This is a genomic window from Novosphingobium sp. BL-52-GroH, assembly GCF_044813085.1.
Lineage (GTDB): Bacteria > Pseudomonadota > Alphaproteobacteria > Sphingomonadales > Sphingomonadaceae > Novosphingobium.
The window spans coordinates 3,288,798-3,315,662 of sequence record NZ_CP171152.1 but is presented as its reverse complement, the minus strand read 5'-3'; the positions used below and the strand labels follow the sequence as shown (position 1 = coordinate 3,315,662).

Sequence of the window (26,865 nt, the reverse complement as noted above, 5' to 3'; positions counted from 1 at the left end):
CCCGGCCCGTTTCGCTTGCGGCTCAGTTCACGCTGATCGCCAGCGCCCCGTCGCCGTCCTCGATGAGGACGTGCGAGCCGTCGGGCACTTCGCCTGCCAGCAGCTTCTCGGCCAGCGGGTCCTGCAGATACCTCTGCACCGCGCGCTTGAGCGGGCGGGCGCCGTAGACCGGATCGTAGCCCACCCGGCCGAGCCAGCGCTTGGCGGCGTCGGTCAGGTCGAGGACGATCTTGCGGTCCTTCAGCAGCTTCTGCACCCGTGCCACCTGGATATCGACGATAGGCGCCATGTGCTCCTGGCCGAGGCGGTGGAACAGCACGATCTCGTCGAGACGGTTGAGGAACTCGGGCCGGAAATGCCCCCGCACCACTTCCATCACCTGCGGCTCGACCACGTCGACGTCCTGGCCTTCGTCCAACTGGGTCAGGTACTGGCTGCCCAGGTTCGAAGTCAGGATGATGAGCGTATTGGTGAAGTCCACCAGCCGCCCCTGCCCGTCGGTCAGCCGCCCGTCGTCGAGCACCTGGAGGAGCACGTTGAAGACGTCGGGATGCGCCTTCTCGACTTCGTCGAACAGCACGACCTGGTAGGGCCGGCGCCGCACCGCCTCGGTCAGCACGCCGCCCTCGTCGTAGCCCACGTAGCCCGGAGGCGCGCCGATCAGGCGCGAGACCGCGTGCTTCTCCATGAACTCGGACATGTCGATGCGCACCATCGCGGTGTCGTCGTCGAACAGGAAGCCGGCGAGCGCCTTGGTCAGTTCGGTCTTGCCGACGCCCGTGGGGCCCAGGAACAGGAACGAGCCGAGCGGCCGGTTCGGGTCCTGGAGGCCCGCGCGCGCGCGGCGCACCGCCTTGGACACGGCACTGACCGCATCCTTCTGGCCGATGACGCGCGCGCCGATCGCCTCCTCCATCCGGAGCAGCTTCTCGCGCTCGCCCTGCAGCATGCGGTCGACCGGCACCCCGGTCCAGCGGCTGACGACGCCGGCGATGTCGTCCTCGGTCACTTCCTCGCGCAGCAAGGCGTTGCCGGCGGAGGCCTGCGCCTCGACCAGCTGCTTCTCCAGCGCCGGGATCGTGCCGTAGGACAGCTCGCCCGCCCGCGCGAGGTCACCCGCGCGCTGCGCCTGCTCCAGCTCGATGCGCGCGGCGTCGAGCTGTTCCTTGAGCTTGCCCTCGGCGGCGATCTTGTCGCGCTCGTTCTGCCAGCGCGTGGTCAGCTCGCTGGACTGCTGTTCGAGGTTGCCCAGTTCTCCGCGCAACGTCGCGAGGCGATCGCGCGAGGCCTCGTCGGTCTCCTTGCCGAGCGCCATCTCCTCGATCTTGAGCTGGATGATGCGGCGATCCAGCTTCTCGATCTCCTCGGGCTTGGACTCCACTTCCATGCGGATGCGGCTGGCGGCCTCGTCCATGAGGTCGATCGCCTTGTCGGGCAGGAAGCGGTTGGTGATGTAGCGGTTGGACAGCGTCGCCGCCGCCACGATCGCGGCATCGGTGATCCGCACGCCGTGGTGCAGCTCGTACTTCTCCTTGAGCCCGCGCAGGATCGAGATGGTGTCCTCGACCGTCGGCTCGCCCACGAAGACGGGCTGGAAGCGGCGCTGCAAGGCGGCGTCCTTCTCGACGTACTTCTGGTATTCATCCAGCGTGGTCGCGCCGATGCAGTGCAGTTCGCCGCGCGCGAGGGCGGGCTTGAGCAGGTTGCCGGCATCCATCGAGCCTTCCGACGCGCCCGCGCCGATCAGCGTGTGCATCTCGTCGATGAACAGGATGATCTGGCCGTCCGCGCCCTTCACCTCGTCGAGCACGGCCTTCAGCCGCTCCTCGAACTCGCCGCGATACTTGGCGCCCGCGATCAGCGCGCCCATGTCGAGCGACATCAGGCTGCGGTCCTTGAGACTGTCGGGCACGTCGCCATTGGCGATGCGTAGCGCGAGGCCTTCCGCGATCGCGGTCTTGCCGACGCCGGGATCGCCGATCAGCACCGGATTGTTCTTGGTGCGCCGGGCGAGGATCTGGATGGTGCGGCGGATTTCCTCGTCGCGGCCGATGACCGGATCGAGCTTGCCCTCGCGCGCCACTTCGGTGAGGTCGCGGGCGTACTTCTTCATCGCGTCGTAGGCGTTTTCCGCGCCCGCGCTGTCGGCGGTGCGGCCGCCGCGCAGTTCGGTGATGGCAGCCTCCAGCGACGGCGCCGTGACGTTGGCGGCCTTGAGCGCCTGGCCCGCCGGAGTCGTCGTGGCGAGCGCGAGGCCCAGCAGCAGCCGCTCGACGGTGACGAAGCTGTCGCCCGACTTGGTCGCCGCCTGCTCCGCCGCGTCGAGCACGCGCACGGCATCGTTGTCGAGCCCCGGTGCCCCTGCGGCGCCGCTGCCCGAGACGACCGGCACGCGGGCCAGCGCCTTGTCGAGTTCCTGCGTCGCGAAGACCGGATTGCCGCCGGCACGCTTGATGAGCCCGGCGGCCATGCCTTCGGGATCGTCGAGCAGGGCCTTGAGCACATGCTCCGGGCTGATGCGCTGGTGGTTCATGCGGATCGCGACGGTCTGCGCGGCCTGCAGGAATCCCTTCGCGCGGTCTGTGAACTTTTCGAGATTCATGGGTACTGTTGCCTCCTGACCCCGTCGATATGGTGTTGCAGATGTGCAACACAAGAGCCTTGCTGCTCGATATTTTTCATGGCACGCACAGCGCCCGAGCGCCTTGATCCACCTCAACCAACGGCCCCGGTGCGAACCATCGCAAAAGATGGGTGCACGGCGGCGAATTGCCAGAGGCTTCGTCGGGGCGGTAATGGACGCGCCCGTCGATCAAGCCTTGGCGCCCGCGCGATCCCTGGCCTAGCCTGCCGTCCAGAACCAACGGGAAGAGGCATAGATCGTGGCGAAATTCACTCCCCAGCAGGCGGCGGACGTCCTTGCGATCAAGCAGGTCGTCTACGAGTGGGGCGACGAGCTGGACATCCACAACGGCCTGTCGATGCGCGCGGCGGACTGCCTGGCCCGCGACGTACGCTACAACGTCGGCGGCCAGTGGCGCGAAGGGCTGGAGGCGGTCGAGGCGTTCTACCGGGGCCGCGCCGAGACGATGCGCGCGGGCGCGGGCCTCATGACCATGCGCCACATCATCACTTCGCTGCGCGTGGCCTTCGACGACCACGACCACGCCAGGGTCGGCTACCTGCTGGTGTTCTTCGCAGCGCTCGGCGACGGGCCTTTCGACACCTACTGCGATCCGCTCGCGGTGGCCGACGTGAAGATGGAATGCCGGCGCGATGCGGATGGCGAATGGCGGATCACGCTGTTCGATTCGGGGCAGATCTTCAAGCGCGGGTAGAGCCCCCTTCGCGCGACACCAACGGGACACTGCGAATATCCTCCACCGCATGCACGGGCAGGCTGGCTCCCGGCGAACAAGCTGCTAACCTCCGCCCATGCGACCCACCCCCCTGTCGAGCCTGACCGCTCTCGCCGCCGCCCTTGCCCTCTCCGCCTGCGCGACGACCACCGCGCCTTCGAGCGCCCCGGTCGCCGAGGCCGGGCCCATGCCCTCCTCGGCGCCCGCCGCCGCTCCGCCCGCCGCTTCCCCGCAGGACCTGATCGCGCGCGTCGACATCCCGTTCGACAAGTTCGAGCTGCCCAACGGCCTGACCACGATCGTCCACACCGACCGCAAGGCACCGATCGTGGCGGTCACGCTCTACTACAAGGTCGGCTCCAAGAACGAGCCGCGCGGACGCACCGGCTTCGCGCACTTGTACGAGCACCTGTTCTTCGGCGGCTCGTCCAACGTGCCCAACTTCGACATCCCGCTCGAAGGCGCCGGCTCCACGCCCACCAACGGGTCGACCTGGTACGACCGCACCAACTACGTCGAGACGGTGCCAACCGGCGCGCTCGACCTCGCGCTGTTCATGGAGAGCGACCGCATGGGCGCGCTGCTGCCCGCAGTCACCCAGGACAAGCTCGACAAGCAGCGGGGCGTCGTCCAGAACGAAAAGCGCCAGGGCGACAACCAGCCTTACGGCCTTGCCGAATACGCGGTCGCCGAAGGGCTGTTCCCGGTCGGCCATCCTTACCGCCACTCCACCATCGGCTCGATGGGCGATCTCGACGCCGCCAGCCTGGGCGACGTACGCAAGTGGTTCGCCGACCACTACGGTCCCAACAACGTGGTGCTGGTCCTGTCCGGTGACATCGACGCGGCGACCGCGCGCCCGAAAGTCGAGAAGTGGTTCGGCGCCATCCCCAAGGGGCCCGCGGTGGCCCCCGTCGCGGCGGGCCCCGTCACCCTGCCCGCCCCCGTCTCGCGCGACATGACCGACCAGGTGCCGGTGCTGCGCCTCTCCCGCGAATGGAGCGGGCCCGGCCTCAACGACGCCGACGCGCCGGCGTTGCGCATCGGCATGCACATCCTGGGCGGCCTCTCCAGCTCGCGGCTCGACAATGCGCTGGTGCGCGGATCGCAGCAGGCCGTCTCGGCCAGCGCCTCGGCGCAGGCTTACGAGCAGGTCAGCGTGCTGGAAGCGCAGATGGACGTGAAGCCCGGTGTCGAGCGCGCCGCCGCCGAAGCCGCGTTCGACAAGGTGATCGCCGATTTCGTCGCGAAGGGCCCCAGCGAGGACGAACTGCGCCGTGCCGTCGTCAGCACCCTGTCCGGCGAGATCGGCGGCCTCGAGGAAGTGGGCGGCTTCTCCGGCAAGGGCGCGACCCTGGCCGAGGGGCAGGTCTATTCGGGCGATCCGGCCAAGTACAAGGCCGACCTGCGGGCGATCGCCGCGCTGACTCCCGACGCGGTGCGCACCGCCATGCAGAAGTGGCTCGGCCGCCCGGTCTACAAGCTGGCGATCGTCCCGGGTACCCGCACCGACAACGGCAATGCCATGGGCGGCTGGGGTGACGAGAAGAGCGAGCCGCCGGTCTCGGCCGACGCCCGCGCCAAGGCGGCAAAGCTCGCCCCGGCGCCCAAACGCACCGCGCCGCCGGTCGCTCCGGTGGGCGAACTGGCGTTCCCGAAGATCGAGCGCACTACCCTGTCGAACGGCATCCCGGTGGCACTCGCGCGCCGCACCGCCGTGCCCAAGCTGGTCCTCTCGATCGACTTCGACGCAGGCTACGCCGCCGATGCGCTCGATACGCCCGGCACGCAGGGGCTCATGCTCGGCATGCTGGAGGAAGGCACCAGGACCCGCAACGCCACGCAGATCGCGGAGGAGCAGGAACGGCTGGGCGCCTCGATCGGCACCGGCGCCACGCTCGACACCAGCAGCATCACGCTGAGCGCGCTGAGCGCCAACCTCGCGCCCTCGCTGGCGCTCACCGCAGACCTGCTGCTGCACCCCGCCTTCGCGCAAGCCGACTTCGAGCGCGCCCGCGGACAGGCGCTGGCGGAACTCTCGCAAGTCGAATCGACGCCCGGCGCGCTCGCCGCCCGCACCCTGAGCGGGGAACTCTTCGGCAGCCATCCTTATGCGCAAGCCAGCGACGGCCTCGGAACCAAGCTGTCGCTCGAGGCCCTCACCCCGGCGGCGCTGAGCGCGGCCCATGCCAAGTGGCTGCGTCCGGATCTGGCGCGCATCACCGTCGTCGGCGACGTGACGATGGCCGAACTCAAGCCGATGCTGGAAAAGGCGTTCGGCGGCTGGAAAGTGCCTGCCGCCCCCCGACCGACCAAGACGCTCGAGACCCGGACGCCCGCGCCGGCCTCGCGCATCGTCCTGATCGACCGGCCCAATTCGCCGCAGTCGGTGATCCTCGCCGGGCGCGTGCTGCCGCTGACGGGGCGCACGCAGGGCGAGGAAGCGCTGACGCTGGCCAACGACGTCGTCGGCAACGGCTTCCTTTCGCGCCTCAACGCCGACATCCGCGAGGACAAGGGCTGGAGCTACGGCGTCTATACGGGCATAACCCAGTCGGTCGGCCCGCGCGCCCTGCAGGTCATGGCGCCGGTCCAGGCCGATCGCACCGGCGATTCGATTCGCGCCGTCATCAAGGACATGGCCGCGTTCCCGGCCCGGCAGCCGGTCTCTTCGGTGGAATACCAGCGCGTGACCGAAGGCGCGATCCGCGGGTTGCCCAACCAGTTCGAGACCAACGGCGACGTGCTGGCCGCGATCGCCAAGAACGATCGCCTGGGTCGGCCCGAGGACTATTACGTACGCCTCGCCGCCACCTACCGCGCGATCGATGCCCGGCGCATCGGCGCCGCCGCCGGGCAGTATCTGCAGCCGACCGACCTGACGTGGGTTATCGTGGGAGACCGCAAGGTCGTGGAACCGCAGCTCCAGGGCCTGGGCCTGCCGGTCGAGGTGCGCGCGGCGCCCGCCGGGGACGAGAGCGAGGGACAAGGAGAATAGGCATGTCGATTGCAGGCACTTACGACTGCGTGACCAATACCCCGCTCGGCAGGCAGAAGGGCGTGCTCACGATCGTCCCCGACGGGGGAACCGGCTTCACCGGGCACATCTCCGGCGACCTCGGCAGCATGGACATCACCGACGGCCGCATCAGCGGGCAGACGCTGGCCTGGTCGATGAAGATGACCGTGCCGATGCCGATGGACCTCGACTGCACCGCCACCGTCGAAGGCGATGCGATCACGGGGCAGGTCAAGGCGGGGATGTTCGGTTCGATGGAACTGACCGGGACGCGGCGGGCGTAAGAGCCTGGTTCGAGATTAGCCGGATACCACTTTCAGTCCTGCACCCGGCCCCCTGCCCCACCCGCGTGGGCCGGTGCAGCACGACCAGAAACGACAGGTCCCGACCGGACACCAAGTCTCCCGCGGTTCGCACCTGCACGCGCGCTGACTGTCCGTTGAATCGCAAGCGACGACACGCGCCCGGCCAACGCCGACGCGCTCCGATCGGATGATGCCCCAAGCGAGGATGCCCTAAGCGAGGATGCCCCAAGCGAGGATGCCGAACGGGTTCCGGATTCCGGCAGCCCGCGTCGATAAGCAGGCGTCGCCAACGAAGGTGCTTTCCAACGTTTGCGGCGAAAGCCCGGCACCGCGCGCTCCAGTGGGGCGCAGTGCCGGACCCCCTCACCCCCCCAGGTGAGCCCGCACGGCAAAGCCGGGCATGTTGCCCCGGCTCGCGAAATTGTAGGAAAGACCCCCCCGGCCCTCACGCGCCATCGATAACATCGACTTCGCCGAAGACAAGCAGATTGTTGCGGGAGCGCCGAATTGGGCCACCGATAATCGTTAACGCGCGGCTTGTGTTACGCAGGTGCAACAAGGCGCGGCGCCATATGCTGCGCGGGCATCCCCAGCCTGCATAACCTCGCCTCAGGGCCTGCGAAGCTGGCGAGACGGCGTCGTTCCGGCCGGCGGCAGGCGATGCTTCTCGCCGGGGCATCCTTGCGAGCGCGGCGAAGCAACCCGGGGGCGGACACGCTGCCCCGGGTTGCTTCGCCCGGCTCGCGAAGACGAACGTGCGTCGACGTAAAGCCCTCGCCTTGCGGTCGAGGCTTTACGCGAAGTGGCTCAGCCCAGCTTGGCCTTCAGGATTTCATTGACCACGCCGGGGTTGGCCTTGCCCTGCATCGCCTTCATCGTCTGGCCGACGAAGAAGCCGAACAGGGCGACCTTGCCGTCGCGATACTGGGCCACCTTGTCGCCGTTGGCGGCGAGAATCTCGTCCACCTTGGCCTCGATGGCGCCGGTGTCGCTTTCCTGCTTGAGGCCTTCGCGCTCGACGATGGCGGTGGCGCCGTCGCCGGTCTCCAGCATGATCTCCAGGACCTGCTTGGCGATCGAGCCCGAGATCGTGCCCTTGCCGACCAGACCCAGCAGTTCCGCCGCCTGCTCGTGACTGACAGGCGACTGGTCGAGCGACTTGCCCAGCTTGTTGAGCGCCCCGAACAGCTCGGAGATCAGCCAGTTGGCCGCCTGCTTGGCGACTTCGGCGGGCTGCTTGCCCTGTGCCAGCGCGGTTTCGGCCAGCAGCGCCTCGAACCACCGGAACGTGTCGACGTCGGCGGTCAGCACCGCGGCGTTGTAGGGCGACAGGCCCAGTTCGCCTTCGTAGCGCGCGCGCTTGGCGTCGGGCAGTTCGGGCAGCGAGGCGCGGCAATCGGCGAGGAAAGCATCCTCCAGCACCAGCGGCAGCAGGTCCGGGTCGGGGAAGTAGCGATAATCGTGCGCGTCTTCCTTCGAGCGCATCGAGCGCGTCGAGCCGGTGTTCGGATCGAACAGGCGGGTTTCCTGGACGATCTTGCCGCCGCCCTCGATCACGTCGACCTGGCGGTTCGCCTCGTGCTCGATCGCCTGCATGACGAAGCGCACGGAGTTGACGTTCTTGGTCTCGGTACGGGTGCCGAGTTCCTCACCGGGGCGGCGCACCGAGACGTTGACGTCGGCGCGCATCGAGCCCTGGTCCATGTTGCCGTCGCACGAGCCGACGTAGCGCAGGATCGTGCGCAGCTTCGACAGGTAGGCGCCGGCCTCGGCCGGGCTGTTCATGTCGGGACGGCTGACGATCTCCATCAGCGCCACGCCCGAGCGGTTGAGATCGACGTAGGACATCGTCGGATGCTGGTCGTGCATCAGCTTGCCCGCGTCCTGCTCGACGTGGATGCGTTCGACACCGATGACCTTGGCCGCGGGAATACCGGCCTTCTCGTCCGCCTCGATCGTCAGCGACCCCTCGCCCACCAGCGGGTGGTAGAGCTGGCTGATCTGGTAGCCCTGGGGCAGATCGGCGTAGAAGTAGTTCTTGCGATCGAAGCGCGACCAGGTGTTGATCTGCGCGTCGATCGCCATGCCGGTGCGCACCGCCTGGCGGATGCACTCGCCGTTGAGCACGGGCAGCATCCCCGGCATCGCCGCGTCGATCAGCGACACCTGGCTGTTCGGCTCCGCCCCGAAGGCCGTGGCCGAGCCGGAGAACAGCTTGGAATTGGAGGTGACCTGCGCGTGGACCTCGAGGCCGATCACGACCTCCCAGTCTCCGGTGGCGCCCTGGATGCGATAGGTGGATTCAGTCATCGGTCTGTTCCGGCAGAATGAGGTCTAGTTCGGGAAAATAGGTACGAAATCGGCGCGGGTCACGGGTGAGAATGCGAGCATTTTCGACCACCGCATGCGCACCGATCAGAAGATCTGGAAGCAGCGAGCCGCGCCGCCCGCCATTGCGAAGCCACTCAAGGTGGGCACGACCGGCGCGCCATGAAACTTCCAGCGTCAGGTCCTTGATCGGTAACGCCAGGGCTTCGAGCACCGCCGCAAGATCGGCGAAAGCGGAAAAGCGCGGGCTGATTTCGCCGACCACGATCGGGTCGATGAAAGCGCCTTCGCCGATAGCCCGGCCCAACTGTTCGTGCGACCAGTCGTGGTACGCGGCACCCGGCTCGATCGCGTCGATCAGAATGTTGCTGTCGACGAGGATCACGTCTTCGCAATAACCTCGAACGGTTGCAGCGGTTCACGGATCATGTCCATGTAATCGTCGGTCGTGACGCCGGGCATCGTGTCGCTCGCCCTGAAGATGGCCTGAGCCTTCTTCATGCGCGCTTGGAAATCGGCTTTGCGACGTTCCACCTCGGCGGCATCGTCAGCCTTGAAAATGCGCGCGTTGCCGTCCGCATCGATCTCGAAACGCACCGGGCGGCCGGGCAGCAACCCAAGGGCATCGCGGATGTCCTTGGGCACCGTGACCTGACCCTTGCTGGTGAGATTGTTCTCGTGCTTCATGTCAAAAGTATTACCTGACGCGGGTAATACCGTCAATCACCACCACTTCCCCGGCCGCGCCGTGAAGGCGGCGCGCGCCTCGATCGCGAGCCCCGCGTCGAGCACGCCCTGCTCGTCGAGCGGGCGGCCGATGATCTGGAGGCCCAGCGGAAGTCCTTGCGCGTCGAGCCCGGCCGGCACCGACATGGCGGGCAGGCCGGCCAGCGAGGCGGGCACGGTGAACACGTCGTTGAGGTACATCGCCAGCGGATCGTCCACGTTCTCGCCCAGCGCGAAGGCGGCGCTCGGCGCAGTGGGGGTCAGCAGGACGTCGACCTGCTCGAAGGCCTTGGCAAAGTCCTGCGCGATCAGGGTGCGGACCTTCTGGGCCTGGGTGTAGTAGGCGTCGTAGAAGCCGGCCGAGAGCACGTACGTACCGATCAGGATGCGGCGCTTGACCTCGTCGCCGAAACCGGCGGCGCGGGTGGCGGCGTACATGTCCTGAAGGCCCGCGCCATCGGGAAGGTCGCGCAGGCCGTAGCGCACGCCGTCGTAGCGCGCGAGGTTCGAGGACGCCTCGGCCGGGGCGATGATGTAGTAGGTCGGCAGCGCGTACTTGGTATGCGGCAGCGAGACTTCCACCACTTCGGCGCCGGCGTCCTTGAGCCAGGCGATGCCCTGCTCCCAGATCGCGTCGATCTCGGCGGGCATGCCGTCGACGCGGTATTCGCGCGGGATGCCGACCTTCTTGCCCTTGAGGTCGCCCGAAAGGCTGGCGGCCCAGGCCGGAACGGCGAGGTCGAGGCTGGTCGAATCCTTGGGATCGAAGCCGGCCATGGCTTCGAGCAGGATCGCGCTGTCGGTCACGTCGCGCGCCATCGCCCCGGCCTGGTCGAGCGAACTGGCATAGGCCACCACGCCCCAGCGCGAGCAGCGCCCGTACGTCGGCTTGATACCCACGGTGCCGGTGTAGGCGGCGGGCTGGCGGATCGAGCCGCCGGTGTCGGTGCCGGTCGCAGCGGGCGCGAGACGCGCCGCGATCGCCGCCGAGGAACCGCCCGAGGAACCGCCGGGGGTGAGCCGCGCGTTGCTGCCGGGGCGCTGCCACGGCGAGACCACGTTGCCGAAATAGCTGCTCTCGTTCGAGGAACCCATCGCGAACTGGTCGAGGTTGAGCTTGCCGAGCATGCCCGCGCCCGCTTCCCACAGCTTGCGCGACACGGTCGATTCGTACTGCGGCACGAAGCCTTCGAGGATGTGGCTGGCCGCCGTCGTCTGCACGCCCTGCGTGGCGAACAGGTCCTTCATGCCGATCGGCACGCCGGCCAGCGGCCCGAGCGCTTCGCCGGCGGCGCGCGCGGCGTCGACGGCCTTCGCGGCGTCGACCGCCTTTTCGGGAGTGGCGACGATGAAGGCGTTCAGCGCGTCCTGCGCGGCGGCGACGTTGGCGTTGAACGCCTCGGCCACTTCGACGGCGGAGAAGGTGCCGGCGGCGACGCCGTCGCGGATGGCGGCGACGCCAAGATCGGTGATGTCAGTCATTGTTTTCACCCGTTGCCCCGGTGCGGGCGAGATTTTCGCCGGTCGCCTCGGAGCAGGAAGGAAGCGGGGTCCCCGCCTTTGCGGAGACGACGGAATACAGGTTCGCGAAGAGGCCCAAGGGCCTCACTCGATGACCTTGGGCACGCCGAAGAAGCCGTGTTCGGCGGCCGGCGCATTGGCCAGCACCGCGTCGCGCCGGTTGCCGCCGGTCAGCGGGTCGGCATCGATCACGTCGTCGCGCAGGCGCAGGCTGTTGGGGATGACGGCGGTCATCGGCTCGACGCCGGTGACGTCGACTTCGCCGAGTTGCTCCACCCAGGCGAGAATGCCGTTCAGCTCGGGCACCATCGCCTCGAGTTCCTGCTCGCTCACCTTGATGCGCGCGAGGCTGGCGATCTTCGCCACGGTTGCGGTATCGACCGACATGGCTTTCCTTCACGGTTTGGGCCCGCAAAGCGGGCTACAATCGAAGCGCGGCAGCTAGCATCGGGGCCGCCCGGCTTCAAGCGCGGGTGCGCCCGAAAAATTCCTCGCCCCGGGCTCGACCCGGGACCTTGGGCCGAGGCGCGCCCATGGCGAGCAGTCGCCGCGAGAGTACCCCACGGTCCCGGGCCAGGCCCGGGACGGCGGGATCACTGTGCCGGTTGGGCTGCGCCTTGCGCCTGCATCTGCGCCGTCATCGCCGCGATCTCCTCGGCGGTCTTGAAATCGAGCAGGTCGATCTCGAAGACCAGCGTGGAATTCGCCGGGATCGGCCCGGAGGCCTGCGCGCCATAGCCCAGTTCCGGCGGGATGGTCAGCTTGTAGCGACCGCCGCGCTGCATCTGGACGAGGCCTTGCGCGAAGCCCGGCACGACCTCGTCGAGCGGCATCGGCATCTGCTGGGCCTGATCGAAGACGGTGCCGTCCTGGAGCATGCCCTTGTAGTTGATGAGCACGTAGGAATGCGCCGGCGGCTTGTCCCCGGTGCCCGCCTTCAGCGCCTCGACGCGGACTTGCGGGGCTGCGGGAGCGGCCGCCGGTGCCTGCGCGAACGCGGCGCCGGGCGACATCGTTGCCGCAAGACCCGCGGCGGCCAGCGAAGCGACCGCGGACCGGCCGGCACGACGAAGCGTCATCGCAGCGATCAGGGCTGGACCGGAGCCGGTGCGGCGCCGGGAGCGCCGGGGACTGCGCCGGGCGCGCCCTGCTGCTGCATCTGCTGGAGCTGCTGCATGATGCGCTGCTGCTGCTGGATCTCGGCAAGGCTCTTGTAGTCGAGCAGTTCGACCTCGAACTTGAGGTCGGCATTGGCGGGGATCGGCGAGCCCGGAGGCGGCGTGGCGCCGTAGGCGAGCTGTGCCGGGATCTCGACTTCGTACTTGCCGCCGCGCTGCATCTTGAGCAGCGCCTTGGTGAAGCCGGGCACGAAATCGGTGACGCGGTTCGGGAAGCTCTTGTTCTCGTCGAAGACGGTGCCGTTGGCGAGCATGCCCTTGTAGCTGATGAGCACCACGTCTTCCAGCGTCGGCGAATCGCCCGAGCCCGCGGTCAGGGTCTTGACCGTCGGCGTCGGCGGCAGCGCGGCATAGGCGACGCCGCCCGCGGCCAGAGCGATGGCGGCGACGCCGAGCCAGATCTTGGTGACGGCGCCCTTGGCGATCGGCTGCAGGGCAACGCGGGTGATCTCTGTCATCGTCTATGGCCTCGTATTCGACAAAGTGGATTCGTGCCCGAAAGGCGCATGCACAAAGGGCGCGGAAAGGAAATTCCGCGCCCTCATGGCTCAACCCGGCGCGGCGTTCAAGCCGCCATCAAGTATTTAACTTGGCCGTGATTTCGAGGTGCCCTGCGCCAGGGCGCAGGAAAGCACGCTTACTTGGCGCCGTCGCGCTCCATGCGCTTGCGCTCCAGCTTGCGGGCGCGGCGCACGGCGGCGGCCTTTTCACGGGCGCGCTTCTCGGACGGCTTCTCGAAGTGACGGCGCAGCTTCATCTCGCGGTACACGCCTTCACGCTGCAGCTTCTTCTTGAGTGCACGAAGAGCCTGATCGACGTTGTTGTCGCGAACGAGAATTTGCATAAACCGACACACCTCACAAAATAAGAACGAGGCCCGCCCCAGCGCCATATGGCGAGGCAGGCCGCGAATCCACTAGAGCCAAAACAAGGCCGCTTCCGGCACGAAAGCAGCTCGAATGGCGGGCCCGTTACCAAAGTGACGCCTTGAAGACAAGGGCAAACGCCCGATTGTTCTCCGGCAGGCGCGGAAAAGCCGATCCACCGCAGCCGGGCCATAGCACGCATATGGCCGCCGTGCAGGAAACTTCGCGTGCTTCGAGTATCGGCTGGCCACTCCGTTTGGAAATTCGCCGATTCGCGTCTAAGGCGAGCGCCATGCCTCAACCTTCCTTTCTTGCCGCCTCGTTCTACGTGGCGGGCGGCGGCGCCTTTGGCTCCTGGCTGCGATTCCTCGTCGGACGCGGCTGGGCCGCCGCGCTCGGCCCGGTGCGCGCCGGCGCCTTTCCCTACGGGACGCTGACCGTCAACGTCCTCGGCAGCCTGATGATGGGCGTGCTTGTCGGCTGGCTCGCCCGCTTCGGCAGCCAGTCGGAGGCCGCCCGCCTTCTCCTGGCCGTCGGCGTGCTCGGCGGCTTCACCACTTTCTCCTCGTTCAGCCTCGACGTGGTCACCCTCGTCGAGCGCGGCGCGATCGGTACGGCGGCCTTCTATACGGGCCTGTCGCTGGTCGCAGGGTTTGCCAGCCTGTTCCTTGGCCTCATCATGATGCGGAGCGTGGCATGACCACCTATGATCCCACCGGCGACAAGCCCGGACGGGCCGACAATTCGGATTCGGTACGCCAGTTCACCGTGGGCCGCGACGACGAGGGCGTGCGCCTCGACCGCTGGTTCAAGCGCCACCTGCCCAACGTCGGCTTCGCGATGGTGTCGCGCTGGGCGCGCACCGGGCAGCTTCGCGTCGACGGCAAGCGCGCCGACGTCGACACTCGCCTCGCCGCGGGCCAGGTCCTGCGCGTGCCGCCGGGCGGCGAGGCCAAGCCGGGCCTGGGCGGCGACCAGCCACGCCGCGAGCTGACCGAGGCCGAGATCGAACTCGCCGATTCGATGGTGCTGACGCAGGACCGCGCCGCGATCGTGCTCAACAAGCCGCCGGGCCTCGCCACGCAAGGCGGCTCGGGCATGAAGGAGCACGTCGACGGGCTGCTCGACGCCTATGTCGAGAAGGGCCCGCGCCCGCGCCTCGTCCACCGGCTCGACAAAGACACGAGCGGCGTCCTGCTCATCGCCCGCACTCCGGGCAGCGCGGCGTTCTTCTCCAAGCGGTTCTCGGGCCGCACCGCGAAGAAGATCTACTGGGCGCTGGTGGTCGGCGTGCCCGACATCCACGAGGGCCTGATCGAGCTGCCGCTCGCCAAGCAGCCGGGCACCGGCGGCGAGAAGATGCACGTCGACGAGAAGGAAGGCCAGACCGCGCGCACCCGCTACCGGGTGATCGACCGTGCCGGCAACCGCGCCGCCTGGGTCGAGCTGCACCCGCTGACCGGCCGCACCCACCAGTTGCGCGTCCACATGGCGGCGATCGGCCACCCGATCGTCGGCGACGGCAAGTACGGCGGCCAGGAAGCCTTCCTCACCGGCTCGATCAGCCGCAAGATGCACCTGCACGCGCGCCGTCTCATCATCGAGCACCCGGACGGCGTCCCGCTCGACGTGACCGCCCCCCTGCCCGAACACTTCGCCAACTCGCTCGACCAGCTCGGTTTCGTCGAGTCCGAAGGCGAGATGATCGACGACACCCCGGTCGATTTCTCCAAGGAGGAACGCAAGAAGGCCGCCAAGCAGCACGCCAAGGAATACCGCAAGGAACGCCGCGGCGAGCGCCGCAAGCGCACCGACAGCCCCACGGGACAAGTGCGCTCGGGCAAGCCGACGGCCAAGGCGGGCAGCAAGGCGACCGGCAAGCTCGGCGGCAAGCCCCTAAGCAAATCGGCTGGCAAATCGGCTGGCAAATCGGTTGGCAAGGCGCCCGGCAAGCCGGGCAGCAAGCCTGCGGGCAAGTCGTTCGGCAAACCGGCCGGAAAGCCGGCGCGCGCCGGTGCCTCCCCGGCCCGCAAACCGGCCGGAGCACCGCGAGGAGCGCCGCGAGGAGCGCCGCGAGGCCGAAGCTGATGAAGCTCGCCGTCTTCGACTGCGACGGCACTCTGGTCGACGGCCAGGCGCCGATCTGCGAGGCGATGGAGGCGGCCTTCGCGGCCTTCTCGCTGCCCGCACCCTCGCGCGGCGCGATCCGCCGCGCGGTGGGGCTGTCGCTGCCCCAGGCGATCCGCCAGTTGCTCCCCGAATCCGACGCCGCGCGGCAGGATGCCATGGCCGAGGCCTACAAGCTCTCGTTCCGCACCGCGCGCGAACAGGGCCGCGTCGCCCAGCCGCTGTTCCCCGGCATCGCCGACACCTTGCGCGCATTGCACGGCGCCGGCTGGACGCTGGGCGTCGCCACCGGCATGTCCGACCGGGGTCTGGCCTTCTGCCTGGACGCCAACGGCATCGCCGGCTTGTTCGTCACGCTCCAGACCGCCGACCGCCATCCGTCCAAGCCGCATCCCGCCATGCTCGAGCAGGCGCTGGCCGAAGCCGGCGCGCTGCCGTCCGAGGCGGTGATGATCGGCGATACCGCCTACGACATCCAGATGGCCACCACCGCGCACGTCCGCGCCATCGGCGTCGACTGGGGCTACCACCACCCGCGCGAACTCCTCGCCGCCGGCGCCGAAGCGGTGGTCGAAAGCCCGGCGCAACTGGCGGAGCATCTCCTGCGATGACCGATCCGGCTCCCGATCCCGCTGCCGTGCGGTTCGCCGCCATCAACATCACCCGGATCGCCGGCGTCGCCTTCGTGCTGGTCGGCATGCTGATGGCTTCGGACCGCATCTTCGCAGGCGCGCCGAAGTGGATCGGCTACCTGCTCATCGCCAACGGCCTGGTCGACGCGTTCGTCGTCCCGGTGATCCTCGCCCGCAAGTGGCGCACTCCGAAATAGAGCGACCTCGATGAAGCGATTCTACAAGCAAGCCGGCGTCGAGCAGGTCGAGGACGGCTGGCGCGCGGTGCTGGACGGGCGCGGCATCCGCACCGCCGGCGCACGCGCGCAAGTGGTGCCGACCAGGGCACTGGCCGAAGCGCTGGCGGCGGAATGGGCCGGCCAGGGCGAGACGATCGAGCCGGCCACCTTCCACTTGCGCGACCTCGCCGACTTCGCGATCGACGCCGTGGCCCCTGCCCGCGACACCGTCGTCGCCGAACTCCTGGCTTACGCCGAGACCGACACGCTGTGCTACCGCGCCGATCCCGACGAGGCCCTGTACAAGCGCCAGGCCCATGTCTGGGAGCCCCTGCTCGCCGCCTTCGAGGCGCGGCTTGGCGTGCGCTTCGTGCGCATATCGGGCATCATGCACAAGCCGCAGCCCGAAGCGACGCTGGCGCGGCTGCACGCGGAACTGGTGGCCTGCAGCGACTACGCCCTCGCCGCGCTCAAGATGCTCGCCAGCCTGTCGTCCTCGCTGGTGATCGCGCTGGAGGCGATCCGGCCCGGCGCCGATGCGGAAAGCCTCTGGCAGGCCTCCGAGCTGGAAGCCGACTGGCAGGTCGAGCTGTGGGGCGAGGACTGGGAAGCCAGCGAACGCCGCGCCACGCGCTTCGAGGCGTTCAGGCTGGCGATGAGGCTGGTCGAACTGTCGCGCTGAAGGCGACGCGGCTTCCTTCCCTTCGCCGCGACCAAAACGGAAAAGCCCGCCCCGGACGAATCCGGGACGGGCTTTCCGGTCGAAGCGGGCGCATGCGACGCCCGCTCCTCCTTCTTGAGATCAGAACTTGGCGCCGACCGCGATCACGCCGTTGTGGCGGCTGACGTCGGCTTCGTAGTTCGAGTAGCGGTACTCGGCCTTGACGAAGAACTTCTCGTTGATGTCGTACTGGTAGCCTGCACCGACGCGGAAGCCGTCGAGATCGGTGTGCGCGGTGACGTTCGAGTAGGTCAGTTCCGCGCGGGCGTTGGCGTAGCCGCCGAAGAGGTAGAGCTTGCCCTGCTCGCCCATCTGGGTGCCGAGGCGCGCCAGCGCGGCGACGTCGCGGCCGGCTTCGAGGCACACCTTGTCACCTTCGCTGCTCTCGCAACGCTTGGTCTCGCTGTCCGAATAGGTCGCCTGGACGCCGACGAACAGGCCACCCGACAGCGGCATGTCGTAACCGACCGAGCCGCCATAGCCGATGTTCGCCTTGGATTCGCCTTCGGCCGACACGACGTCGATGCCGGTCTCGGCCTGCACGAAAGCCTGGGCATTGGCGGCGGCCGGAATGGCGAACAGCGCGGCGGCGGCGACGCCGGCGAGGACGAACTTCTTCATGGTATGCTCCTGCAAATTCTTATCGTCCGCGCCGTGGACGGCAGCGGGAGGCGCCCTTTAGCGGGCAAGAATTTACCGTCAAACCAGAGAGTTGGAATCAGGGTGTCATAGAAGTGTCATTGTTGCTTTCACGCCACATGCCGAAACGGGAAAGAACGTCGTTTCCCGGCTGTTTGTCGGGTATTCATTCGTTTGCGACGTTTTTCGGCCGGCGCGGGTGAAAAACTTTTTTGCAGGCGGACCTTTATTATCGGCTCCGCGATTCCTAGCGCGGCATGTCTGCGAACAGGCGGGAAGGCGGCCTTACATCCACCCCTCCCCGCAGGACCGCCCCGCAGGACCGCCCCGGTCGGCGCGATCGGGGCCGGTCAGCCCTTCACCCAGTCGGCGACCTGCCGCGCGACGTCGTTCGCCGCCTGGTTCAGCGCGGCGCCGACCGGCTTGGCCTTGGCCTCGACGCCCGGCACCACCGCCTCGAACCGCCGCGACTGGATCGGGGTGCCGCCGCGGTCGGTGCGGATGGCATCGAAGCGCACGACGACCGCGCCCTTCTGCGAATCGTAGCCCATCTGGATCAGCCGTCCGCCGATCAGGGTGCGGCCGGTAACCTCGAAGTCGCCGCCCTCGACCACCAGCTTGCCGGTGCGCGAGCGCAGCGTCTCGGCCAGCAGCGAGCGGAACTGGCGGGTCGGCTTCTCGATCCACAGCGCGTCCTTGAGGTAGGCGACGCTCGACGCGTCGACCGTCACCGGCACCCGCAGGACGTCGAGCCCGCGATCGGCTTCGGGATCGAGAACGACGATCGCCTCGCTCAGTTGCCCGCTGGCGGTGGTTCCCGCAGGTGCGGTCTCCGACGGGGTCAGGCGCAGCAGTTCGTCCGGTGGCTTGGTGCCCAGGCTGACGCAACCCGACAGCGTGAGCGCGGCGGCTGCGGCCATGAAGCCGGTCCTGCCGAGGCAGGCCTTGCGCAGGCGAGTCATCGCGGTTTCCATCATGATCCCCATCAAGGCTTGTAGTCGGGCAGCTTCTGCCCCTTGAGCAGCGCGCCGGCGCCCTGCTCGTCGATCTTCTCGGTCACGTTGCGCAGCGCCTTGCTGGTCGCCCGCAGGTCGCGGATCGCGGCCTCGGCGGCGGGCAGCGTCTGCTGCGAAACCTGGTCGAGCGCGGGCTGGGCATGCTGCATCGTACGGTCGAGCTGGTCCATCGACTTCTGCGCCGAGGCCAGCGTCTTGCGCAACTGGTCTGCCAGCGACGTGCCCTCGTCGCCCAGCAGGTCGTTGGCCTTGCCGGCGACGCCCTCGAAGGCGGTGAGCGTGCGGGTCGCCTGCTGCAGCGTTGCCTGCAGGTCGGTCATCGTCGCGCGAAGCTGCGGCGTCGCCTGCGACAGGTCCTTGGTCATCTTGTCGGTATTGGCCAGGATGCCGGTGATCGACTTGCGGTTCTCCGCGCTCATCAACTGGTTGAGGTTCTCGGTCAGCGTGGCGAGGCGTTCCATCAGCAACGGCGCGTTGGTCAGCAGTTCGCCGAAGCCCCCGCGCTTGGTCGGGATCACGGGCACGCCTTCGGGGCCCGGGTCGGTCAGCAACGGCGCGCCCTTGACGGCACCTTCGAGCTGGATGTCGGAAACCCCGGTGAAGCTGCCCTGGATCGTCGCGGTGGTGCCCACGGTGATCGGCACCTTCTCGTCGACCTTGATGCGCACCCGCACGAAGCTGGGGTCCTGCGGCCACAGCTCGATCTTGGTCACCTGACCCGACGGCACGCCGGCATAGGCGACTTCCGAACCCTTCGCGAGGCCGTCGACCGACTGCTTGAAGAAGATGTCGTATTCGTTCTGGGTGCCTTCGTTGAGGCGCGCGATCCAGATGACGAACGCGGCCAGCGCCGCCAGCAGCACCAGCGTGACGGCTCCGACCCAGACGTGATTGGCCCGTGTTTCCATCGCTGTGCCCTATGTCCCGCTTTTTCCGCTGTCCATCGCGGACGCCGGTTCCTCGTGAGAGGCGGTAGAAGTTTCAACGGCCGGTGCCGCATCGTGTTCCGGCGTCACCGCCGGGTCGTCCTTGGCGGCAAGCGCCGCACGGCCGCGCGGGCCGTTGAAGTATTCCTGAATCCACGGATGGTCGAGCGCCAGCAGTTCCGGGATCGTGCCCACCGCGATCACCTGCTTGTCGGCCAGCACCGCCACCCGGTCGCAGATGGCGTAGAGCGTGTCGAGGTCGTGGGTGATGAGGAACACGGTGAGGCCCAGCGTCTCCTTCAGCTCGCGCGTCAGGCTGTCGAACGCGGCGGCACCGATCGGGTCGAGGCCGGCGGTCGGCTCGTCGAGGAACAGCAGTTCGGGATCGAGCGCCAGGGCCCGGGCGAGCCCGGCGCGCTTGCGCATGCCGCCGGACAGCTCGTTCGGGTACTTGAACGCGGCTTCCTCGGCGAGCCCGGAGAGGCGCACCTTGAAGCGGGCGATCTCGCCGCGCAGGTCGTCGGTGATCTCGGGGAAGAACTGCTTGAGCGGCACTTCCACGTTCTCGCCCACCGTCAGCGTGGAGAACAGCGCGCCGCCCTGGAACAGCACGCCCCAGCGCGAGCGCAAGTCGACCGAGTCCTCCTCGGTCGAATTGCCCATCTTGTGGCCGAGCACGGTGATCTCGCCGGCGGCCGGCTGCTGCAGCCCGATGATCGAGCGCATCAGCACCGACTTGCCGGTGCCCGAGCCGCCGACGACGCCCAGGATCTCGCCGCGACGGACCTTGAGGTCGAGGTCGTCGTGGATGACGTGGTCGCCGAACGTGTTGCGCAGGCCCTGGACCACGATCGGGAAATCGTCGTCGGTGGCGGGGGAAAGGTCGGTCATTTCCAGCCGATCTTGGTGAAGAAGATCGCGAAGAAGGCGTCGAGCACGATCACCGTGAAGATCGCGGTGACCACCGCCTGGGTGGTGCGCGCGCCCACTTCCTCGGCGTTCGAGGTGACCTGCATGCCGTGGTAGCACCCCGCCAGCGCGACGATCAGGGCGAAGACCGGGGCCTTGATGATGCCGATCCACACGTCGGTGATCGGCACCACTTCCTGGATGCGCTGGAGGAAGGTCCAGAACGGGATGTCGAGCGCGAAGTTGGCGATGAAGGCGCCGCCGATGATCGCCAGCACCGCCGAATAGAAGCCCAGGAGCGGCATCATCAGCATCGAGGCCAGCACGCGCGGCACCACCAGCGCTTCCATCGGCGAGACGCCGATCGTGCGCATGGCGTCCACTTCCTCGGTCAGCTTCATGGTGCCGATCTGCGCCGCGAAGGCCGAGCCCGAGCGGCCCGCGACCATGATCGAGGTCATCAGGATGCCCAGCTCGCGCATCGACAGGCGGCCGGTGAGGTTGATGGTGTAGATCTCGGCCCCGAACTGCGCGAGCTGCACCGCGCCCTGCTGGGCGATGACGATGCCGATGAGGAAGCTCATCAGCCCGACGATCCACAGCGAGTTGATCCCCACGTACTGCATGTGGAAGATCAGCGCCGTACCGCGCAGGCGCGAGGGATGCCGGATGACGTGGCCGAAGGCGACGATGAGTTCGCCCAGGAAGCCGATGATCTTGAGGATGCCCTGCCCCCACGCGGCGACGAGGTCGCCCAGTTCGGCAAGGGTGCGGGTGGCGAAGGGAAGCTGCGGTTCCAGCTCCGGCTCGCGGTCTTCGATGTTGCCGATGGCGGCGAAGAGGCGGCGCGCCTGCTCGCTCTCGCCGGTGATCTCGAGGTTGCGCTCGCCCGCATAGTGGGTGACCAGCCAGGCGCCGGTGGTGTCGATGTCGGTGACGCCGGACATGTCGAGCCGGGTGAACTTGCCCGTCAGCCCGTTCAGCTTGGCGTCGAGATTGCCCAGCGAATGAACGCGCAACGGCCCCTTCAGCGCAAGGACATGCTCGCCGCCTTCGTCGCTTTCCGACAGGGTGAATTCAGCCCATTCCCGCATGTTCGCTCGTATCGTGGAAAAAGCGTGGACCGGCAAGAGGTTCCACGGGCGCGACGAATTGTGACTTTCGTGTCTGGTGCCATGCTGCCACCCGCTTGCGGCAAAACCGTGGCAATCGTTCGCAACTTGCGTTCTTGCGCCAAAACTCGCGCACTGGCAAAGCGCCGCGCCATGACCGAACAGACTGCAGACACCGCGCCCGAAGCCGGACTCGACAAGACTTTCGACCCCGCCCGGATCGAGGCGAAGTGGTACGCCCATTGGGAAGAGGGCGGCCTGTTCCGTCCCGAGCGCCCCGACGCGGCGCCTTTCACCATCGTCAACCCGCCGCCGAACGTGACCGGCTCGCTCCACATCGGCCACGCGCTCGACAACACGCTGCAGGACGTGGTGATCCGCTACGAGCGCCTGCGCGGCAAGGACGCGCTGTGGGTGGTGGGCACCGACCACGCCGGCATCGCCACGCAGATGGTGGTCGAGCGCCAGCTCGAAGCCAGCCAGGACAAGCGCACCAACTACTCGCGCGAGGCGTTCATCGAGAAGGTCTGGGACTGGAAGGCCGAGAGCGGCGGCACCATCACCGGCCAGTTGCGGCGCCTCGGCTGCTCGATGGACTGGAGCCGCGAGCAGTTCACCATGGACCCGCACTTCACCCGCGCGGTCGTCAAGGTCTTCGTCGACCTGCACAGGCAGGGCCTCATCTACCGCGACAAGCGGCTGGTGAACTGGGACCCCAAGCTCAAGACCGCGATCAGCGACCTCGAGGTGGAAACGCGCGAGACCAATGGCAGCTTCTGGCACTTCAAGTACCCGCTGTCCGACGGCTCGGGCCACATCATGGTCGCCACCACCCGCCCCGAGACGATGCTGGCCGACATGGCCGTCGCGGTGAACCCGGCCGACGAGCGCTACAAGCCGCTGCTCGAGCGCGGCGCCACCGTGACGCTGCCGATCACCGGGCGCGAGATCCCCATCGTCGCCGACGAGCACGCCGACCCGGAACTGGGCTCGGGCGCGGTGAAGATCACCCCGGGGCACGACTTCAACGACTTCGAGGTCGGCAAGCGCGCCGGCTTCAAGGCCGCCGACATGCTCAACATGCTCGATGCCGAAGCCAAGGTGCAGCAGACCGCCGACGGCCTGATCCCGCACGAGTTCATCGGCATGGACCGCTTCGATGCACGCAAGCGCGTGGTCGAGATCCTCGACGAGGACGGCTTGCTCGACAAGGTCGAGGACCGCGTGATCGCGACGCCCTACGGCGACCGTGGCGGCGTGGTGATCGAGCCCTGGCTGACCGACCAGTGGTACGTCGATGCCGCCACCCTCGCCAAGCCGGCGATCGAGGCGGTGCGCACCGGCCAGATCGAGATCGTGCCCAAGACCTGGGAGAAGACCTACTTCAACTGGATGGAGAACATCCAGCCCTGGTGCGTCAGCCGCCAGCTCTGGTGGGGCCACCGGATTCCGGCCTGGTTCTCCGAAGACGGCGAGATCTTCGTCGCTGAAACCGAGGAAGAAGCACAGGCGCAGGCGGGCAACAAGAAACTGGCCCGCGACGAGGACGTCCTCGACACCTGGTTCTCCAGCGCCCTGTGGCCTTTCGCCACCCTCGGCTGGCCGGACGCGGACGCGCCGCTCGTCGCCAAGCACTACCCCAACGACCTGCTCGTCTCGGGCTTCGACATCCTGTTCTTCTGGGATGCGCGCATGGCGATGCAGGGCATTCATTTCATGAAGGAAGTGCCGTGGAAGCGGCTCTACCTGCACGGGCTGGTGCGCGCGGCGGACGGGCAGAAGATGTCCAAGTCCAAGGGCAACGTGGTCGACCCGCTCGGCCTCATCGACCAGTACGGCGCCGACGCGCTGCGCTTCTTCATGACCGCCATGGAGAGCCAGGGCCGCGACGTGAAGATGGATGAGAAGCGCGTCGAGGGCTATCGCAACTTCGCCACCAAGCTGTGGAACGCCGCGCGCTTCTGCCAGTCGAACGGCATCGGCGCGAGCACCTCGCTGGCGGCCCCTGTGGCGACGTCTGCGGTCAACCGCTGGATCATCGGCGAAGTGGTCGAAACCGTCGCCGCGCTCGACAAGGCGATGGCCGACTTGCGCTTCGACGCCGCCGCCAACGCGATCTACCACTTCGTCTGGAACCAGTTCTGCGACTGGTACATCGAACTCATCAAGGGTCAGTTCGACGAGGAGACCAAGGCCGTCGCCGGCTGGGTGCTCGACCAGATCCTCGTCATGCTCCACCCCTTCATGCCCTTCGTCACCGAGGAGCTGTGGAGCAAGATGGGCACCCGCGAGAACGAGCTGATCGTCGCCCGCTGGCCCGAGCCGGGCGCGAAGGTCGATCCTGCCGCCAAGCTGGAAGTCGAGTGGCTGATCGCGCTGGTCGGCAACTTGCGCGGCGCCAAGTCGGAACTGGGCATTTCGCCCGGCGCGCGCCTGACCGCCTACCTTCCCGAGCCTTCCGAGGCCACCCGCGCGATCATCGGGCGCAACGCAACCGCCGTGGACCGCCTCGCCCGCCTCGATGCGATCCGCTTCGAGCCCGCTCCCGAGGGTGCGGCCATGCAGGTGGGCGCGGGCGACGCGATGCTGGCGATCCCGCTCGGCGGCGTCATCGACATCGCCGCCGAGAAGGCCCGCCTCGAAAAGGCGCGGGGCGCGTCGATCAAGGAACGCGATTCGCTCGCCAAGCGGCTGGACAACCCGGCCTTCGTCGAGAAGGCCAAGCCCGAGGCGATCGAGAAGGCCCGCGCCGACCACGCCGCCCATGCGGCCGAGGCCGAACGCCTCGGCGCGGCGCTGGCGCGGCTGGGGTAATTCCTTCCCCTGGGGAGAAGGGGACCATGCGAAACAGGGAGGAGGGGCACCCCCGCCGCGCGGCGGTCCCCCTCCCCGTGCCGGGGGAGGATCGGGTTTCCTACCGGCGCGGGTTCTGACACAGTCCCGGCATGAACTCCGCCCCCCACCTACGGCCCAAGGCAGCAGTTGCGTCCGACGCAATCAAAAACCCTCGAAACCCCGATCGAACTGTGCTCCCTGGACTGTGTAAACCGTGTAAACTTGCATATCTCGCAATCATGACATGACCATCATCCTCGCCACCACGACGCCGGGCAAACCGGAAATCTTCGCCTCGCTGCAGGGCGAAGGGCCATCGCTGGGCCGGCCGAGCACGTTCGTGCGCCTGTCGCGCTGCAACCTGGCATGCGCGTGGTGCGACACCGCCTACACCTGGCGATTCACCGGCGACAACCGCTTCCACCGCGACGACCTCGCCTTCGAGCGCCGCGAGAACCAGGTGACGATGGACGAGGCGGACCTCGCCGCGACGGTCGCCGCGTTCGTCCCCGACCGCCTCGTCATCACCGGCGGCGAGCCGCTGCTGCAGGGCGCCGCGCTCGCCCGCATGGTCGCCGCGCTGAACGCGGTGCGCCCCGGCATGCACATCGAGATCGAGACCAATTCCACGGTCGCGCCCCACCCCGCGCTCGACGCTCTCGTCCACCAGTACAACGTCAGCCCCAAGCTGGCCCACAGCGGCAACCCGGCCGCGCTTGCCCTGCTGCCCGATCGCCTCGCCGCCTGGGCCGCGGAGCCCCGCGCCTTCTTCAAGTTCGTAGTGGCCGAGCCGGCCGATCTCGACGAGGTCATGGCGCTGCAACAGACTTACGCCATTCCCGGCGAGCGGCTGTTCCTGATGCCCGAGGGCCGCTCCAGCGATGTCGTCCGGCGGCGCTCGGAATGGCTGGCGCAATTCTGCGCGGCCGAGGGACTGCGCTTCACCGATCGCTTGCACATTCATCTCTGGGGCGACACGAGAGGCACATGAACGAAGCGTCCCCGATCCCCACCGGCGAGGAAACCGCTGCCGCCCACATGCCGCAGGAAGAAGCCGCGGCCCGGCCCGCGATGCGCGGCGACCTCACCAAGGGACCGATCCTCAAGACGCTGCTGATGTTCTCGATCCCGATGCTGCTGGGTAACGTGCTGCAGACGCTGAACGGATCGGTCAACGCGATCTGGGTCGGCCGGCTGCTGGGCGAAAGCGCGCTGGCCGCCACCGCGAACGCCAACATCGTCATGTTCCTGGTCTTCGCCGCGGTATTCGGATTCGGCATGGCGACGACGGTGCGGGTGGGCCAGCACTTCGGCGCGCGCGACCTCGATGCGGCGCGCCGCACCTTCGGCACCGGCATCGGCTTCTGCCTGGGCATCTCGATCGCCACCGGCGTGATCGGCTGGTTCGGCGCCGCGCCCCTGCTCGACCTGCTAGGCACCCCCGCGGCCAGCCGTACCGACGCGCTCGAATACCTGCGGGTGATCTTCGTGACGATGCCGCTGGCGACCGTCAACATGATGATGGCGATGGGCCTTCGCGGCGCCGGCGATTCCAAGACGCCGCTCTATGCGATGATCCTGGCGGTGGTGCTCGACATCGCCTTCAACCCGCTGCTCATCATCGGTGTCGGTCCGCTGCCGACGCTGGGCGTCGCCGGCTCCGCGATCGCCACGGCCTGCGCCAATACCGCCGGCATGCTGCTGCAACTCTGGTTCATCTACCGCAAGGACCTCGCCCTGCGCCTGCGCGGCGCGGAACTGGGCTACCTGCGGCCGCGCGGGGCGGACTTGCGCTACGTCCTGAGCAAGGGCCTGCCGATGGGCGCGCAGATGCTGCTGGTCTCCTCGGCCGGGCTCATCATGATCGGCCTCGTCAACCGCGAAGGCCTGAACGCCGCCGCTGCCTACGGCGCCTCGCTGCAATTGTGGAACTACCTGCAGATGCCGGCCTTCGCGATCGGCTCGGCGGTGAGCGCCATGGTCGCGCAATCGCTCGGCGCGGGCGACCACTCCCGCGTCGACAAGGTGACGATGACCGGGCTCGGCGCCAACCTCGTGATGTCGACCGTGCTGGCGGCGCTGATCGTCGGCTTCGACCATCCACTGCTGGCCCTGTTCCTCGGCGGCAACAGCCCGGCCATGCCGATCGCCGAGCATATCCAGCTTATCTGCACCGCGTCTTTCGTGATCGTCTCGATCACCATGATCATGACCGGCACGATGCGCGCCTACGGCTCTGTCGTGGCGCCGCTGGTGATCCTGTTCATCGGCCTCTATCCTGGCCGCCTGGGCTTCTACGCGCTGGCGGTGCCGTGGCTGGGAAGCGATGCGGTGTGGTGGGCCTATCCGGTGGGCTCGGTTCTTACGGTGCTGCTGACGATCGCCTACTACCGCATGGCCAACTGGCGCGCCGCGTTCAAGGGCTGAC

General features: G+C 68.0%; 25 protein-coding genes. 11 read left to right on the top strand and 14 right to left on the bottom strand.

Annotation, left to right across the window (positions count from 1 at the left end; translation table 11 throughout):
* Positions 1 to 22: 22 nt before the first annotated feature.
* The gene (clpB, locus tag ACFFDA_RS28580) at positions 23 to 2,602 is read right to left on the bottom strand and encodes an ATP-dependent chaperone ClpB (RefSeq protein ID WP_404480619.1); all 2,580 of its coding nucleotides are present in this window, start codon (positions 2,600 to 2,602) and stop codon (positions 23 to 25) included.
* A 280-nt stretch (positions 2,603 to 2,882) separates the two neighbouring features.
* On the opposite strand from clpB, the gene ACFFDA_RS28575 reads away from it, so the two are divergent.
* From ACFFDA_RS28575 to ACFFDA_RS28565, 3 genes are all read left to right on the top strand, one after another.
* Positions 2,883 to 3,338 carry a nuclear transport factor 2 family protein gene (locus ACFFDA_RS28575; protein ID WP_404480618.1) on the top strand — a complete coding sequence of 152 codons (456 nt, stop codon included), beginning with the start codon at positions 2,883 to 2,885 and terminating at the stop codon, positions 3,336 to 3,338.
* 97 nt (positions 3,339 to 3,435) lie between these two features.
* Positions 3,436 to 6,357 (top strand): M16 family metallopeptidase, encoded by a 2,922-nt coding sequence (locus ACFFDA_RS28570; RefSeq protein ID WP_404480617.1) that lies wholly within the window; start codon positions 3,436 to 3,438, stop codon positions 6,355 to 6,357.
* 2 nt (positions 6,358 to 6,359) lie between these two features.
* Entirely contained in the window at positions 6,360 to 6,662 is a 303-nt protein-coding gene (locus ACFFDA_RS28565) for a hypothetical protein (RefSeq protein WP_404480616.1), read from the top strand.
* Between the two features lie 828 nt (positions 6,663 to 7,490).
* Here the strand turns inward: ACFFDA_RS28565 and gatB are convergent.
* The 8 genes from gatB to rpsU form a co-directional block, all read right to left on the bottom strand.
* Positions 7,491 to 8,993, bottom strand: a complete 1,503-nt coding sequence (gene gatB / locus ACFFDA_RS28560) for an Asp-tRNA(Asn)/Glu-tRNA(Gln) amidotransferase subunit GatB (RefSeq protein ID WP_404480615.1) — start codon at positions 8,991 to 8,993, stop codon at positions 7,491 to 7,493.
* Complete coding sequence (locus ACFFDA_RS28555) at positions 8,986 to 9,396, bottom strand: type II toxin-antitoxin system VapC family toxin (RefSeq protein WP_404480614.1); 411 nt, start codon at positions 9,394 to 9,396, stop codon at positions 8,986 to 8,988. The genes gatB and ACFFDA_RS28555 overlap by 8 nt, the downstream gene beginning before the upstream one ends.
* Positions 9,393 to 9,698 (bottom strand): AbrB/MazE/SpoVT family DNA-binding domain-containing protein, encoded by a 306-nt coding sequence (locus ACFFDA_RS28550; protein ID WP_404480613.1) that lies wholly within the window; start codon positions 9,696 to 9,698, stop codon positions 9,393 to 9,395. Before ACFFDA_RS28550 ends, ACFFDA_RS28555 begins: the two co-directional genes overlap by 4 nt.
* A 36-nt stretch (positions 9,699 to 9,734) precedes the next feature.
* Positions 9,735 to 11,219 (bottom strand): Asp-tRNA(Asn)/Glu-tRNA(Gln) amidotransferase subunit GatA, encoded by a 1,485-nt coding sequence (gene gatA / locus ACFFDA_RS28545; RefSeq protein ID WP_404480612.1) that lies wholly within the window; start codon positions 11,217 to 11,219, stop codon positions 9,735 to 9,737.
* Between the two features lie 123 nt (positions 11,220 to 11,342).
* Positions 11,343 to 11,645 (bottom strand): Asp-tRNA(Asn)/Glu-tRNA(Gln) amidotransferase subunit GatC, encoded by a 303-nt coding sequence (gatC, locus tag ACFFDA_RS28540; RefSeq protein ID WP_404480611.1) that lies wholly within the window; start codon positions 11,643 to 11,645, stop codon positions 11,343 to 11,345.
* Positions 11,646 to 11,851: 206 nt separating this feature from the next.
* Entirely contained in the window at positions 11,852 to 12,337 is a 486-nt protein-coding gene (locus ACFFDA_RS28535) for an FKBP-type peptidyl-prolyl cis-trans isomerase (protein ID WP_404480610.1), read from the bottom strand.
* Between the two features lie 8 nt (positions 12,338 to 12,345).
* Entirely contained in the window at positions 12,346 to 12,894 is a 549-nt protein-coding gene (locus tag ACFFDA_RS28530; RefSeq protein ID WP_404480609.1) for an FKBP-type peptidyl-prolyl cis-trans isomerase, read from the bottom strand.
* 179 nt (positions 12,895 to 13,073) lie between these two features.
* Complete coding sequence (gene rpsU, locus ACFFDA_RS28525; RefSeq protein WP_043976268.1) at positions 13,074 to 13,280, bottom strand: 30S ribosomal protein S21; 207 nt, start codon at positions 13,278 to 13,280, stop codon at positions 13,074 to 13,076.
* Between the two features lie 314 nt (positions 13,281 to 13,594).
* Here rpsU and crcB point away from each other — a divergent pair, with 314 nt between their 5' ends.
* From crcB to ACFFDA_RS28500, 5 genes are read left to right on the top strand one after another with little or no spacing between them, the layout of a single operon-like run.
* The gene (gene crcB, locus ACFFDA_RS28520) at positions 13,595 to 14,002 is read left to right on the top strand and encodes a fluoride efflux transporter CrcB (protein ID WP_404480608.1); all 408 of its coding nucleotides are present in this window, start codon (positions 13,595 to 13,597) and stop codon (positions 14,000 to 14,002) included.
* A complete protein-coding gene (locus ACFFDA_RS28515; protein WP_404480607.1) occupies positions 13,999 to 15,390 on the top strand; it encodes an RluA family pseudouridine synthase in 1,392 nt (463 codons plus the stop codon). The genes crcB and ACFFDA_RS28515 overlap by 4 nt, the downstream gene beginning before the upstream one ends.
* On the top strand, positions 15,390 to 16,040 hold the full coding sequence (locus tag ACFFDA_RS28510; protein ID WP_404480606.1) for an HAD-IA family hydrolase: 651 nt from the start codon (positions 15,390 to 15,392) through the stop codon (positions 16,038 to 16,040). Before ACFFDA_RS28515 ends, ACFFDA_RS28510 begins: the two co-directional genes overlap by 1 nt.
* On the top strand, positions 16,037 to 16,258 hold the full coding sequence (locus ACFFDA_RS28505) for a hypothetical protein (RefSeq protein ID WP_404480605.1): 222 nt from the start codon (positions 16,037 to 16,039) through the stop codon (positions 16,256 to 16,258). Before ACFFDA_RS28510 ends, ACFFDA_RS28505 begins: the two co-directional genes overlap by 4 nt.
* 10 nt (positions 16,259 to 16,268) lie before the next feature.
* Positions 16,269 to 16,961: an ATP12 family chaperone protein gene (locus ACFFDA_RS28500; protein ID WP_404480604.1), complete on the top strand. Its 693-nt coding sequence runs from the start codon at positions 16,269 to 16,271 to the stop codon at positions 16,959 to 16,961.
* 120 nt (positions 16,962 to 17,081) lie between these two features.
* Here ACFFDA_RS28500 and ACFFDA_RS28495 read toward each other — a convergent pair whose 3' ends face one another.
* From ACFFDA_RS28495 to ACFFDA_RS28475, 5 genes are all read right to left on the bottom strand, one after another.
* The gene (locus tag ACFFDA_RS28495) at positions 17,082 to 17,621 is read right to left on the bottom strand and encodes an outer membrane protein (protein WP_404480603.1); all 540 of its coding nucleotides are present in this window, start codon (positions 17,619 to 17,621) and stop codon (positions 17,082 to 17,084) included.
* A 368-nt stretch (positions 17,622 to 17,989) separates the two neighbouring features.
* On the bottom strand, positions 17,990 to 18,601 hold the full coding sequence (locus tag ACFFDA_RS28490) for an ABC-type transport auxiliary lipoprotein family protein (protein ID WP_404480602.1): 612 nt from the start codon (positions 18,599 to 18,601) through the stop codon (positions 17,990 to 17,992).
* 23 nt (positions 18,602 to 18,624) lie between these two features.
* Complete coding sequence (locus tag ACFFDA_RS28485; protein WP_404480601.1) at positions 18,625 to 19,563, bottom strand: MlaD family protein; 939 nt, start codon at positions 19,561 to 19,563, stop codon at positions 18,625 to 18,627.
* Positions 19,564 to 19,572: 9 nt separating this feature from the next.
* A complete protein-coding gene (locus ACFFDA_RS28480) occupies positions 19,573 to 20,472 on the bottom strand; it encodes an ABC transporter ATP-binding protein (protein ID WP_404480600.1) in 900 nt (299 codons plus the stop codon).
* The gene (locus ACFFDA_RS28475) at positions 20,469 to 21,584 is read right to left on the bottom strand and encodes an ABC transporter permease (RefSeq protein ID WP_404480599.1); all 1,116 of its coding nucleotides are present in this window, start codon (positions 21,582 to 21,584) and stop codon (positions 20,469 to 20,471) included. Before ACFFDA_RS28475 ends, ACFFDA_RS28480 begins: the two co-directional genes overlap by 4 nt.
* A 171-nt stretch (positions 21,585 to 21,755) precedes the next feature.
* Between ACFFDA_RS28475 and ACFFDA_RS28470 the strand changes: the two genes are divergently transcribed.
* The 3 genes from ACFFDA_RS28470 (at position 21,756) to ACFFDA_RS28460 (ending at position 26,864) form a co-directional block, all read left to right on the top strand.
* Positions 21,756 to 24,416 carry a valine--tRNA ligase gene (locus ACFFDA_RS28470; RefSeq protein ID WP_404480598.1) on the top strand — a complete coding sequence of 887 codons (2,661 nt, stop codon included), beginning with the start codon at positions 21,756 to 21,758 and terminating at the stop codon, positions 24,414 to 24,416.
* 265 nt (positions 24,417 to 24,681) lie between these two features.
* Positions 24,682 to 25,428: a 7-carboxy-7-deazaguanine synthase QueE gene (locus ACFFDA_RS28465; RefSeq protein WP_404480597.1), complete on the top strand. Its 747-nt coding sequence runs from the start codon at positions 24,682 to 24,684 to the stop codon at positions 25,426 to 25,428.
* Positions 25,425 to 26,864, top strand: coding sequence for an MATE family efflux transporter (locus ACFFDA_RS28460; RefSeq protein ID WP_404480596.1), 1,440 nt, complete (start codon positions 25,425 to 25,427; stop codon positions 26,862 to 26,864). The genes ACFFDA_RS28465 and ACFFDA_RS28460 overlap by 4 nt, the downstream gene beginning before the upstream one ends.
* The last annotated feature ends 1 nt before the right edge of the window (position 26,865 follow it).